Genomic DNA, 12413 nt, shown 5'->3' with positions numbered 1-12413 from the left:
GCTATCGGTCTGGCAGGCCCAGGGAACAGGGCCATTATTGGCTACTCCGACCGCGAGCCGCCATCCGACCGCCTCACAGATCAAGCACCAGCCGTTCCGGATCCTCCAGGCTTTCCTTGACGCGCACCAGGAAGGTCACCGCTTCCTTGCCGTCGACGATGCGGTGATCGTAGCTCAGCGCCAGATACATCATCGGCCGGATCACGATCTGGCCGCCGACCACCACGGGCCGGTCCTGGATCTTGTGCATGCCCAGAATACCCGACTGCGGCGCGTTGAGGATCGGCGTGGACATCAGCGACCCGTAGACGCCGCCATTGGAAATCGTGAACGTGCCGCCCTGCATGTCGGCGACCGACAGCTTGCCGTCGCGCGCGGCGATGCCGAGCCGGCCGATCTCCTTCTCGATCTCGGCGATAGACATCTGGTCGGCATCGCGCACCACCGGAACGACCAGACCCTTCTCGGTGCCGACGGCGACGCCGATATGGGCGTAGTTCTTGAAGATGATATCGGTGGCATCGATCTCGGCGTTGACCGAGGGGATTTCCTTCAGCGCGTGCGTGACGGCCTTGGTGAAGAAACCCATGAAGCCGAGCTTCACGCCGTGCTTCTTCTCGAACACGTCCTTGTACTTGGTCCTGAGCGCCATCACCGCTGACATGTCCACCTCGTTGAAGGTGGTGAGCATGGCGGCGGTCGACTGCGCTTCCTTGAGCCGGCGCGCGATGGTCTGGCGCAGCTTGGTCATGCGCACGCGCTCCTCGCGCGCCGCGTCGTTGCCTGAGGACGGCGCACGGGCAGCAACCGGCGCTGCCGGGGCCGGGGCCGCCTTCGGCGTCTCGGCCGGCTGCGACGGCGCACCCTTGGAGATGGCGTCCAGCACGTCGCCCTTCAGCACCTGGCCGCGCTTGCCGGAGCCGGAAAGCTGGTCGACCGACAGATTGTTCTCGGCGATCAGTTTCGCCGCTGCCGGCGCCGGCGGCATGGTGCGCGGCTCGACCGGACCGGCGTCGCCTGCGACCTTGGCGGTCTCGGCGGCGGCCTGTTTGGTGGTCTGCGCGGCGTCGGGGCTGGATGCCTGCGCCACGGCTTGCGGCTTGGTGACCGGTGCGGCGGCGGCGCCGGCCGAAATCGAGCCCAGAAGCGCGCCGACCCCGACCGTCTCGCCTTCCTTGGCCGCGATCTCGCCCAAGGTTCCAGCGCCCGGCGAGGGAACCTCGACCGTCACCTTGTCGGTTTCGAGCTCGACCAGCGGCTCGTCGGCGGCAATGGCATCGCCCACCTTCTTGAACCATTTGCCGATGGTCGCCTCGGTGACGGATTCGCCGAGAGTGGGAACGCGGATTTCGGTAGCCATTGTGCCTGTCCGTTTCTATCTGTCTGTTCTATTCGCCCAATTCTGCCTACTCGCCGAGCGCATCTTCGAGCAAGGCGGCGAGCTGGGCGAGGTGCTTGGACATAAGCCCGGTCGCCGGCGAGGCGGCTGCCGGCCGGCCGGTGTAGCGCACCCGTTGGTGCTTGGCGTCGATATGCGCCAGCACCCATTCCAGATACGGGTCGATGAACGACCATGCGCCCATGTTCTTGGGCTCCTCCTGGCACCACACCATTTCGGCATTGCGGAAGCGCGACAATTCGGTGATCAGCGCCTTGGCCGGGAACGGGTAGAGTTGTTCGACACGCAGCAGATAGATGTCGTTGATGCCGCGTTTCTCGCGCTCCTCGTAGAGGTCGTAATAGACCTTGCCCGAGCACAGCACGACACGGCGGATCTTGGAATCCTTGGTCAGCTTGATGGCCTGGTTGGGCAAGAGCTGGGCATCGTCCCACAGCAGCCGGTGGAACGAGCTTTCGCCCGACATTTCCGGCAGCGTCGACACCGCCCGCTTGTGGCGCAACAGTGACTTCGGCGTCATCAGGATCAGCGGCTTGCGGAAGTCGCGCTTCAACTGCCGACGCAATATGTGGAAGTAGTTGGCCGGCGTCGTGCAGTTGGCCACTTGCATGTTGTCTTCGGCGCAGAGCTGGAGGAAACGCTCAAGCCGGGCAGACGAATGTTCCGGTCCCTGGCCCTCATAGCCATGCGGCAGCAGGCAGACGAGGCCCGACATTCTCAGCCACTTGCGCTCTCCGCTGGAAATGAACTGGTCGAACACCACCTGGGCGCCATTGGCGAAGTCGCCGAACTGCGCTTCCCACAGCGTCAGCGCCTTCGGCTCGGCCAGGCTGTAGCCATATTCGAAGCCGAGCACGGCTTCTTCGGACAGCATCGAGTTGATGACCTCATAGCCGGCCTGCGCCGCCGACAGATTGTTGAGCGGGATGTAGCGGGTCTCGTCGCGCTGGTCGTAGAGCACGGAATGGCGCTGCGAGAAGGTACCGCGCTCCGAATCCTGCCCGGAGAGGCGGATCGGGTTGCCGTCGAGCAGGATGGCGCCAAAAGCCAGCGCCTCGGCCGTCGACCAGTCGATGCCTTCGCCGGATTCGATGGCCTGGCGGCGGTTTTCGAGAAAGCGGATGATCGTCTTGTGCGCCTCGAAATCCTTCGGCACCTCAGTCAGCTTCTTGCCGATCTCCTTCAGTGTCTTGGCCGGCACCGCGGTCTTGCCGCGCCGCTGTTCGTCCTGGTTGTCGGCCGTGCGCAGGCCCGACCAGGCGCCGTCCAGCCAGTCGGCCTTGTTGGGCTTGTAGTGCTGGCCGACTTCCCACTCGGATTCCAGATGCTCCCGCCAGTCGGCCTTGAGCTTGTCGAACTCGGCCTGCGTCATGTGCCCTTCGGCGATCAGCCGGTCTGCATAGATCTGCACCGTCGTCTTGTGGGTGCGGATGTTGCGATACATGATCGGCTGCGTGAAGGCCGGCTCGTCGCCCTCATTGTGGCCGAAGCGGCGGTAGCAGAACATGTCGACCACGACAGGCTTGTGGAACTTCATGCGGAATTCGATCGCCACCTTGGCGGCGTGCACCACGGCCTCCGGATCGTCGCCGTTGACGTGGAAGATCGGCGCCTCGATCATCTTGGCGACGTCGGACGGGTAGGGCGACGAGCGCGAGAAGCGCGGATTGGTGGTGAAGCCGATCTGGTTGTTGATGATGAAATGCAGCGTGCCGGCAACGCGGTGGCCGCGCAGGCCGGACAGGCCGAGGATTTCGGCAATGACGCCCTGGCCGGCAAAGGCAGCGTCGCCATGCAGCAAAAGCGGCAACACCTTGGCCCGCTCTTCCAGCGGCACGATCTCCTCGCGGCCACGGCCGAACAGATAATCCTGCTTGGCGCGCGCCTTGCCCATCACCACAGGGTCGACGATTTCCAGATGCGAGGGATTGGCGGTCAGCGACAGATGCACCTTGTTGCCGTCGAACTCGCGGTCCGACGAGGCGCCAAGATGGTATTTGACATCGCCGGAGCCCTCGACGTCGTCGGGTGCGGCCGAGCCGCCCTTGAATTCGTGAAAGATGGCGCGGTGCGGCTTGGCCATCACCTGGGAGAGTACGTTGAGGCGGCCGCGATGCGCCATGCCGAGCACGATCTCCTTCAGCCCGAGCTGACCGCCGCGCTTGACGATCTGCTCCAGCGCCGGGATCAGCGCTTCGCCGCCGTCGAGGCCGAAGCGCTTGGTGCCCTTGAACTTGACGTCGGCGAACTGCTCGAAGCCCTCGGCCTCGATCAGTTTCTGCAGGATCGCCTTCTTGCCGGTCGCGGTGAAGGAGATCTCCTTGTCGGCGCCCTCGATGCGCGCCTGGATCCACGCTTTCTCTTCCGGATCGGAGATGTGCATGAACTCGACGCCGAGCGTCGAGCAATAGGTGCGGGTCAGGATGTCGAGCATCTGGCGGATGGTGCCGAATTCGAGCCCGAGCACATTGTCGAGGAAGATCGGCCGGTCGTAGTCGGCTTCGGTGAAGCCGTAATTCTCTGGCGACAGCTCGTTGTAATCCTCGAGCGTGGCGATGCCGAGCGGGTCGAGATTGGCGTGCAGATGGCCGCGCATGCGATAGGCGCGGATCATCATGATGGCGCGCACGGAATCGCGCGTCGCCTGGTGCACGTCGGCGTCGGAGGGGACGGCGCCGTTGACGGCTGCCTTCTCCTTGACCTTCTTTTCGATGTGCTTCTCGACCAGGCCCCAATTGCCGTCGAGCGCCGACACCAGCTCGCCATTGGCCTGCAGCGGCCAGGAGGGCTTGGCCCACGAGGCGCCCTTGGCGTTCTTGCGGACATCCCCGGCATCGTCCTTCAGGCCGGCGAAGAACTCCTGCCATTCGGGATTGACCGAGGCTGGATCGTCCTCATACGCCGCATAGAGCGCGTCGATATAATCGGCATTGCCGCCATAGAGGAAAGAGGTGAGCGAAAATTGGTCGTTGGCCTGATCTTGTCGTGCCATTTTGTCTGCGGAGCCTGGCTCCGTCTCCTTTCGAGGGGAATAGTGAGTAGTCAGTAAGGAGTAGGAAAAATGAAGACTTTCCCGTTCAGCTGCTACTCACCCGTTCTTCCCTTTTCACTACTCACTATTGACTACTCACTAGCCCTTAATTGCCTCGACCAGCGTCGTGCCCAGCCGGGCCGGCGATGGCGAAACTTTTATCCCGGCCGATTCCATTGCCGCGATCTTGTCTTCGGCGCCGCCCTTGCCGCCCGAGATGACCGCGCCCGCATGGCCCATGGTGCGGCCGGCCGGCGCCGTGCGTCCGGCGATGAAGCCCGCCATCGGCTTGCGGCGGCCGCGTTTGGCCTCGTCCTTGAGAAACTGCGCGGCGTCTTCCTCGGCCGAGCCGCCGATCTCGCCGATCATGATGATCGACTTGGTCTCGTCGTCGGCGAGGAACATTTCGAGCACGTCGATGAATTCGGTGCCTTTGACGGGATCGCCACCGATGCCGACAGCGGTGGTCTGGCCGAGGCCGACATTGGTGGTCTGGAACACGGCTTCATAGGTAAGCGTTCCCGAGCGCGAAACAACACCGACCGAACCCTTGCGGAAGATGTTCCCGGGCATGATGCCGATCTTGCATTCGTCGGGGGTGAGCACGCCGGGACAGTTCGGGCCGATCAGCCGCGACGTCGAACGGTCGAGCCGCGCCTTGACCTTGATCATGTCCATGACGGGAATGCCTTCGGTGATGCAGACGATGAGCGGGATTTCGGCCTCGATGGCCTCGATGATGGCTTCGGCAGCACCCGCCGGCGGCACATAGACGACGGAAGCGTTGGCGCCGGTCTTGGCCTTGCCCTCGGCGACGGTGGCGAAGATCGGCAGGTTCTCGCCCTTGGCGCCGGTCCAGGTCTCGCCGCCCTTCTTGGGATGGATGCCGCCGACCATCTTGGTCCCGTGATAGGCCAGCGCCTGTTCGGTGTGGAAGGTGCCGGTCTTGCCGGTCAGGCCCTGCACGAGCACCTTTGTGTTCTTGTCGACGAGAATGGACATGGTGAGAACGCCTCTGAATTCAGCGATTACAAGAAAGGATTGACGGCTCGCACCGAGCCATAAACCTGGTTGTGGTTGAGATCTTCGGTGTAGAAAATCGGCGCGCCGAGATATCCGGCTGCGGCAAGAAGCGCGGCGTCGTAGTAGTGAATTCCGTAGCGGCGTGCGAGGTCCAGTCCTGCGCGAACATAGCTTTCGTCGACAGGCACCAGCGGATAAGTGCCGAGGAGGACCAGCCATTGGTCGAGCAGATCATCCCCCAGAAGGGATTTTCCTCGCGCCACCGCTGTGAATTCGGCCAAGGTTTGCCCCGACACGCCAAAGACAGTGCTCGATACCAGGTCTTCTGCGATTGGCGCGCGACGTGGGTCACGATTCTTCTCCGAAGCCGCGTAGATCAGGACGTTCGTGTCGAGAAAGCAGTCGATCTTCCCGGTCGGCATAGGCGTCCCTTCGATCCCACTTATAGGGGGTGTCGGCGCTGTCGCTCCGTTTCGCAGCCTCGTCCATAAGCCGCTTCATTCCCGCCTTGGCCCAGGCAATCCGATCTTCCTGCTCGACTTCATGCGCAAGCAGTGAACGAATGAGGGCGTTGAGCGTCGTCTTGCGACGTCCGGCAAGGCCTCGCGCCTTCTCGAGCAGGGCCTCGTCCATGGCTAGGGTGACGTTCTTCATCGCTCGTCTCCACATAAACACACAGCCAATATATGTGTGATTATGTGTCTTTCTTCAACCGCTTTGCCCAGGATTTCCATCGCTCAGCCATCCCCCAAAACGGAAGGCGGGACGCGCCGGTAAAGGCCGCTCATCATGTCTTGCCAGCCGTCGCTGCCGACGGGCTGGAATTGCAGTCGCATGCGATAGCTGTCGCTGCCGTCGAAAGCGTAGGTCACGCGTGCGGCCCCGCGCGGCGACGAGCGCAACAGCGTCAGTGTGTTGCCCTCCCACGTGCCGGAGGCCGGCGAGGCCGGCACAAAGCCCATCGAATCGAACTGATGCATGGTGACAAGGCTGTTTTGCCGGTCGAAGCCGAACACGCTGTGCGCGCCGAACGAAATCGTCCCGTCGCGGCGCTGGCGATAGCGTTGCACTACGAACAGGCCGCCGAACTGTGCCTCTGCCAGTACTTCCGAAGTCGCTGAGCCCCCATCGGCCCATTGTGTGTCCGCGACCTCTTCCTCGCCGCGCCACGCGCCGACCAGAGCCTGCAGGCGCTGGTGATCGGCCGAGAGCGAGGAGAAAGGCGCAGCGTTCATGGGTTCACAGCCGCTTCAGGTCGGTGACGGTGAGAGCGCTCTTGGCATTGCCGGTGTTGAGCGTCGTTGCCGGTTCGAACATCAGCACCACAGGTTCCGGTGTCAGCGAACGCGGCCGGTGTTCGACGCCGCGCGGCACGACGATGAAGTCGCCTTCGCCGAGTTCGACCGGACCGTCGCGGAAATCGATGGCGATGCGACCGCGCAGCACGAGGAAGGCTTCGTCTTCGTTGTCATGGGCGTGCCAGTCGAAAACCGCGCCGAACTTGGCGACCTTCGCCTGGCTGTCATTGACGTCGCCGGCGATATGCGGATCGAAGACCTCCGCGATCTTCGCATCCGCCGCCTCGACGAGATTTATCTTGCGCGGAGGCACTTGATCAGCCCTTCACCGCCGCCACGATCTTCTTGGCCGCGTCGTCAAGATCGTCGGCCGACACGACGTTGAGGCCGCTGTCGTTGATGATCTTCTTGCCGAGTTCGGCATTGGTGCCTTCAAGGCGCACGACCAGCGGCACTTTCAGGCCCACTTCCTTGACCGCGGCGATAACGCCCTCGGCGATGATGTCGCATTTCATGATACCGCCGAAGATGTTGATCAGGATGCCCTTGACCGCCGGATCCCTGGTGATGATCTTGAAGGCCGCCGTCACCTTTTCCTTCGACGCGCCGCCGCCGACGTCGAGGAAGTTGGCCGGCTCGGCGCCGTAGAGCTTGATGATGTCCATCGTCGCCATGGCGAGGCCGGCGCCATTGACCATGCAGCCGATATTGCCGTCGAGCGCGACATAGGCGAGGTCGTATTTCGACGCCTCGATCTCCTTCTCGTCCTCTTCGGTGGTGTCGCGCAGCTCGAGCACATCCGGATGGCGAAACAGCGCGTTGTTGTCGAACGACACCTTGGCGTCGAGGACGCGCAGCCGGCCGTTCTTCATGACGATCAGGGGATTGACCTCGAGCAGGCTCATGTCCTTCTCGACGAAGGCCTTGTAGAGGATCGGGAACAGCGTGCCGCCGTCCCTGGCAGCATCGCCGTCGAGCTTCAGCGCGCCATTGAGTTTCTTCACGTCATCCGCGGTAACGCCCTTTTCCGGATCGATGGCGACGGTGATGATCTTTTCCGGCGTGTCGTGGGCGACCGCCTCGATGTCCATGCCGCCTTCGGTCGAGACGACGAAGGCGATGCGGCCGACCGAACGGTCGACCAGAACAGACAGATAGAGCTCGCGCTCGATATCGGCGCCATCCTCGATATAGAGCCGGTTGACCTGCTTGCCGGCCGGGCCGGTCTGCTTGGTCACCAGCGTGTGGCCGAGCATCTCGTTGGCGTTGGCGACGACGTCGGCGACCGACTTGGCCAGCCGCACGCCGCCCTTGGCGTCGGGCCCGAGCTCCTTGAACTTGCCCTTGCCGCGGCCGCCGGCATGGATCTGGCTCTTCACCACATAGAGCGGGCCGGGCAGCGCCTTGGCGGCGGCTTCCGCCTCATCCGCCTTGAACACCGGCACGCCTTGGGCCACCGGCGCGCCAAAGCCCTTCAGCAGCGCCTTGCCCTGATATTCATGGATGTTCATCTGGATCGTCTCCGGATCAGCTGCTGGGGTTCACTTCGAGGCGAGTTGCGGCGCGATCTTGACGCAGGCCTCGGTCAGGCCCTGCACCGCCGCCACCGAGCTATCGAACATCTTCTGCTCTGGCTTGGAAAGCTCGATCTCGATGACGCGCTCGACGCCACCGGCGCCGATCACCACGGGAACGCCGACATAGGTGTTCTTCACGCCATACTGGCCGGAAAGATGAGCCGCGCAAGGCAGCACACGCTTCTTGTCCTTGAGATAGGCTTCAGCCATCGAGATCGCCGATGCGGCCGGCGCATAATAGGCCGAGCCGGTCTTCAACAGGCCGACGATTTCGGCGCCGCCATCGCGGGTGCGCTGCACGATCTGGTCGAGCTTCTCCTTCGAGGTCCAGCCCATCTTGACGAGATCGGGCAGAGGAATGCCTGCAACCGTCGAATAGCGGATCATCGGCACCATGGAATCGCCATGGCCGCCGAGCACGAAGGCGGTAACGTCCTCGACCGAGACCTTGAACTCCTCGGCCAGGAAATAGCGGAAGCGAGCGCTGTCGAGCACGCCGGCCATGCCCACGACATGGGTGTTGGGCAGGCCGGAAAACTTCTGCAGCGCCCAGACCATCGCATCCAGCGGATTGGTGATGCAGATGACGAAGGCCTTCGGCGCGTACTTCTTCAGGCCGGCGCCGACCTGTTCCATGACCTTGAGGTTGATGCCGAGCAGATCGTCGCGGCTCATGCCCGGCTTGCGCGGCACGCCGGCGGTGACGATGCAGACGTCCGCCCCTTCGATCCCGGCATAGTCGTTGACGCCGGTCAGCCTGGAATCGAACCCGTCGACCGGCGACGATTGCGCGATATCGAGCCCCTTGCCCTGCGGGATGCCTTCGGCAATATCGAACAGAACCACGTCGCCGAGGTCCTTGAGGCCGATCATGTGAGCGAGCGTGCCGCCGATCATGCCAGAGCCGATAAGCGCTATCTTGTTGCGTGCCATGTCAGGATAGTTTCCCTTTGTTCGTGATGTCGCTCAAATCGCTGACGATCTGATGACGGCGTCGAGGAAGAGACCGGAATGCTGCGGGGATCCCGCGAGATTTCGCCGCACCCAATAGCCCCGGCGCCGCGTAAATTCAAACGATTATTTTGGAGCGAGCGTTTTCAATCGGTTAGAGTAACCGGGATTTACGTAAACGTAAAAGTTTTGAACTCGACTGAAGAGAATTTACACGATGAAGATGGAGATCGTAAGACTTGAAGCCGGCGATGACGCCCTTGTGATGCGGGTCGCCGACGATGTGTTCGACGAACCGGTCAGGCCGGATCGATTGGCAGCCTATCTCAGGGAGCCCGGCCATTTCATGGTCGTGGCGCTCGCCGACGGCGTGACCGTCGGTCAATGCGCCGCGGTCATCCACCGTCATCCCGACAAAATGACGGAGCTCTACATCGATGAACTCGGCGTATCGCCGGCCTTCCAGCGCCAGGGCATCGCGCGAAAGATGCTCGACGCGATGTTTGCGATCGGCAGGGAGAATGGCTGCGAAGAAGCCTGGGTCGGCACCGAGCCGGACAACCGTGCCGCCCGCGCTTTACGAGTCGCGCAAGGAGACGCACGAGTCAGCAGAGAGCTTCGTCATGTATGTTTATCAACTGTAGCGAGGCTGACAGGAGTTCGGCCTATCTTCGTCCTAGGGTGCGCGCTTCGCTTTGCGTCGCTCCGCCCTGGGACGAAGGCGGCGTAGCCGGCGCCTGCCGCGCCTCCGGCGTCGTCTTCGCCTTCCGCCGCTCCGCCCAATCCTCCAGCCAGTCGCGGCTCTGCATCTCGATCAGCCGCGAAGCCGTGCGTTCGAACTCGAACACCTCGACGCCGCGCTTGGCCACATAGAGTTGCTGCGGCGGCGCTTCCGCGCTTACCACCAGCCTGATGTGATGGTCGTAGAGCGTGTCGACCAGCAGGATGAAGCGCTTGGCCTCGTTGCGCCGGCCTTCACCCAGCACCGGAATGTGGTCGATAAAGATGGTCGAGAAGCGGTCGGCAAGGGCCAGATAGTCGCGCGCGCCGAGTGGCTTCTCGCACAGATCGGCGAAGGAAAAACGCGCCGCGTCGCCGGCGGCGCGCGGAACGGCCAGCTGCCGGCCCTTGACGGCAAGCGACGTCTCGGCCGTCGGCGCGCCGCGCGTCATCGTTTGCCAAGCCGCGTCCATCGCCTCATCGGCCGCCGCATCGGTGGGCGTGACATAGACCGGCGTACGGGCAAGCTTTTCCAGCCGATAGTCCTTGTCGGCATCGAGCGAGAGCACCTGCGCGTGCCGTTCCAATATGCCGATGAAGGGCAGGAAAAGCTGACGGTTCAGCCCGTCGCGATAGAGATTTTCCGGTGCCACGTTCGACGTCGCCACCAGCACCACGCCGCTGGCGAACAGCGCCGAAAACAGCCGGGACAGGATCATCGCATCGGCGATGTCGGTGACCGAGAACTCGTCGAAACACAGTACCCAGGCCTGTTCGGCAAGCGCCCGCGCCACCGGCGGAATCGGATCGTCTTCCCTCACCGTGCCGTCCTTGCGCTCCTGCCGGTGCTTCTGGATGCGGTCCTGCACCTCGGCCATGAAGTCGTTGAAATGCACGCGTCGCTTGCGCCGCACCGGCAGCAGCTCGAAGAACAAGTCCATCAACATGGTCTTGCCGCGGCCGACGCCGCCATGGATGTAGAGGCCCTTGACCGCCTCGTGCGTCTCGCGCCTTCGGGCGAAGAGCCAGCCAAGCGCGCTCGATTTGTGCGCCAGCCGCTTCACCGAAATCTCTGATATCAGCCGGTCGAGAGCGGTGACGATCCGCTCCTGCGCCGGATCGCGCTCGATGGCACCGGTGTCGACCAGATGGTCGTAACGCTGCCTGACGGTCACATGGGTCTGGAGGCCGTCACGCAGATGCATAGGTCACGTCGTTGTCGAGGGATTGGCTTACCTTGTAAGCGAGATCGGCAGGCCATTGGAAGTCTGGCCGTCGAATTTCGAGCCGCCCGAGGAATAGAGCCGTGCCAGCGTGCCGCCATTCTCATCGTAAAGCGTCAACTGCTTGCCGGCGACGTTCCATGACTTGATGCCGTCGATCGGCGCCGGGCAATGCAGCGGTCCGGCGCGGAAACCGGCGCCGAATTTGGTCTGCGGCGTCGCCACCTTGCAGCTCTGGCCGGAAACGCTGGCATTCCATACGCCGGCGACACTGGCCGCGGTCAGGTCCGGCGCACCCGCCGGCGCCGAACCGTCCGGCGGCAAGGAGGCGACCTGGCTGTTCTGCGGGGCGGTCGGGAATTGCGACGGATCCGTGGTGCCGGGGGAGGCCGGGGGCGGCAACTGGTTGGCCGTCACCTGACCGGACGGCGCCGGCTGCAGCGGCGCCGGCTGCTGGTCGTCCATCGAGGAAAACCGTGAGGTTGAGCAGCCGCTCGCAACGAGCGCCGCCAGCGATACGGCCACCAGGCCGGTTTTCGAAAAAGTCATTCCAACCTCCGTCGGATCCGGCGGGGCTGCCGTCCGCACAATGTCGCCCTCCACCAAGATGGAGAAGGTGGCGAAATTTCAACCCGATATGGTTAAAATAGGGTTTGCGCCAAGAATTGTTGCAAATTTGTCGCAATCATCCGGCCAGCGGAGCGCTCGGCACGAATATATAGCCGTCCGGTCCGACGACATAGCTCTCGCGCAGGCCGTGCGGCTTGTCGATCGCCCCGGCCAGCACGATGTGGCCATGATCGCGCGCGGCGGCCTCGACCGCATCCGGGTTGGCGCCGTAAAGACGCAGCTCGACGCCGGCGCCGCGTGTCTCGGCGCCGGCGATCGTCCCTGTCATGGCATTGTCGAGATAGGAATGGTCGGCGTGCAGCATGAACACCGAGCCCAGCAGCTCGATTGCCGCGAAGTCCTCGTCGGCATAGATGATATCGGCGCCGAGCACGTCGCGGCAGAAGGCTTCCATGGCCGCCATGTCGCTCACCAGCAGGTTGACGCCGATGCCGTGCGCCAGCGAGCGGCCGAAATCCCCGGCCTTCATCCATGGTGTCCTGGTCCGCTTCATCGCCATGGCATCGTCCTCCCCAATCCGATCCTATTCAAGCCGGCCGCCCGGGCCGTTGGCATTCGGTC

Annotated in this window: 13 protein-coding genes; 1 reads left to right on the top strand and 12 read right to left on the bottom strand. The window is 63.3% G+C overall.

Going from position 1 to position 12413, the window contains the following annotated elements:
* Positions 1–73: 73 nt before the first annotated feature.
* The 9 genes from odhB to mdh form a co-directional block, all read right to left on the bottom strand.
* Entirely contained in the window at positions 74–1360 is a 1287-nt protein-coding gene (odhB, locus tag LB545_RS01955; protein ID WP_224704334.1) for a 2-oxoglutarate dehydrogenase complex dihydrolipoyllysine-residue succinyltransferase, read from the bottom strand.
* 46 nt (positions 1361–1406) lie between these two features.
* Complete coding sequence (locus tag LB545_RS01950; RefSeq protein ID WP_140554852.1) at positions 1407–4391, bottom strand: 2-oxoglutarate dehydrogenase E1 component; 2985 nt, start codon at positions 4389–4391, stop codon at positions 1407–1409.
* Positions 4392–4529: 138 nt separating this feature from the next.
* The gene (gene sucD, locus LB545_RS01945; RefSeq protein ID WP_140518080.1) at positions 4530–5432 is read right to left on the bottom strand and encodes a succinate--CoA ligase subunit alpha; all 903 of its coding nucleotides are present in this window, start codon (positions 5430–5432) and stop codon (positions 4530–4532) included.
* Between the two features lie 26 nt (positions 5433–5458).
* The gene (locus LB545_RS01940) at positions 5459–5875 is read right to left on the bottom strand and encodes a PIN domain-containing protein (protein ID WP_140670624.1); all 417 of its coding nucleotides are present in this window, start codon (positions 5873–5875) and stop codon (positions 5459–5461) included.
* On the bottom strand, positions 5802–6107 hold the full coding sequence (locus LB545_RS01935) for a hypothetical protein (protein ID WP_140492797.1): 306 nt from the start codon (positions 6105–6107) through the stop codon (positions 5802–5804). The genes LB545_RS01940 and LB545_RS01935 overlap by 74 nt, the downstream gene beginning before the upstream one ends.
* An 83-nt stretch (positions 6108–6190) precedes the next feature.
* Positions 6191–6688: a DUF1579 family protein gene (locus LB545_RS01930; protein WP_140518079.1), complete on the bottom strand. Its 498-nt coding sequence runs from the start codon at positions 6686–6688 to the stop codon at positions 6191–6193.
* A gap of 4 nt (positions 6689–6692) precedes the next feature.
* Positions 6693–7064 carry a cupin domain-containing protein gene (locus LB545_RS01925; RefSeq protein ID WP_140518078.1) on the bottom strand — a complete coding sequence of 124 codons (372 nt, stop codon included), beginning with the start codon at positions 7062–7064 and terminating at the stop codon, positions 6693–6695.
* 4 nt (positions 7065–7068) lie between these two features.
* Positions 7069–8262, bottom strand: a complete 1194-nt coding sequence (gene sucC, locus LB545_RS01920) for an ADP-forming succinate--CoA ligase subunit beta (protein WP_140492804.1) — start codon at positions 8260–8262, stop codon at positions 7069–7071.
* Positions 8263–8292: 30 nt separating this feature from the next.
* Complete coding sequence (gene mdh / locus LB545_RS01915; RefSeq protein ID WP_140492808.1) at positions 8293–9261, bottom strand: malate dehydrogenase; 969 nt, start codon at positions 9259–9261, stop codon at positions 8293–8295.
* A gap of 235 nt (positions 9262–9496) precedes the next feature.
* Between mdh and LB545_RS01910 the strand changes: the two genes are divergently transcribed.
* A complete protein-coding gene (locus LB545_RS01910) occupies positions 9497–10009 on the top strand; it encodes a GNAT family N-acetyltransferase (protein ID WP_224704333.1) in 513 nt (170 codons plus the stop codon).
* Here the strand turns inward: LB545_RS01910 and zapE are convergent.
* From zapE to LB545_RS01895, 3 genes are all read right to left on the bottom strand, one after another.
* Positions 9945–11204 carry a cell division protein ZapE gene (gene zapE / locus LB545_RS01905; protein ID WP_224704332.1) on the bottom strand — a complete coding sequence of 420 codons (1260 nt, stop codon included), beginning with the start codon at positions 11202–11204 and terminating at the stop codon, positions 9945–9947. The two genes, LB545_RS01910 and zapE, sit on opposite strands and share 65 nt — an antisense overlap.
* A gap of 27 nt (positions 11205–11231) precedes the next feature.
* Complete coding sequence (locus LB545_RS01900; RefSeq protein WP_140550731.1) at positions 11232–11771, bottom strand: protease inhibitor Inh/omp19 family protein; 540 nt, start codon at positions 11769–11771, stop codon at positions 11232–11234.
* A gap of 136 nt (positions 11772–11907) precedes the next feature.
* Positions 11908–12351 (bottom strand): VOC family protein, encoded by a 444-nt coding sequence (locus LB545_RS01895; RefSeq protein WP_224704331.1) that lies wholly within the window; start codon positions 12349–12351, stop codon positions 11908–11910.
* Between the last annotated feature and the right edge of the window lie 62 nt (positions 12352–12413).

Source organism: Mesorhizobium sp. BR1-1-6, from assembly GCF_020165355.1.
Taxonomy (GTDB): Bacteria; Pseudomonadota; Alphaproteobacteria; order Rhizobiales; family Rhizobiaceae; genus Mesorhizobium.
The sequence above is the reverse complement of the archived record's forward strand: the minus strand, read 5'-3'. Positions and strand labels throughout refer to the sequence as shown.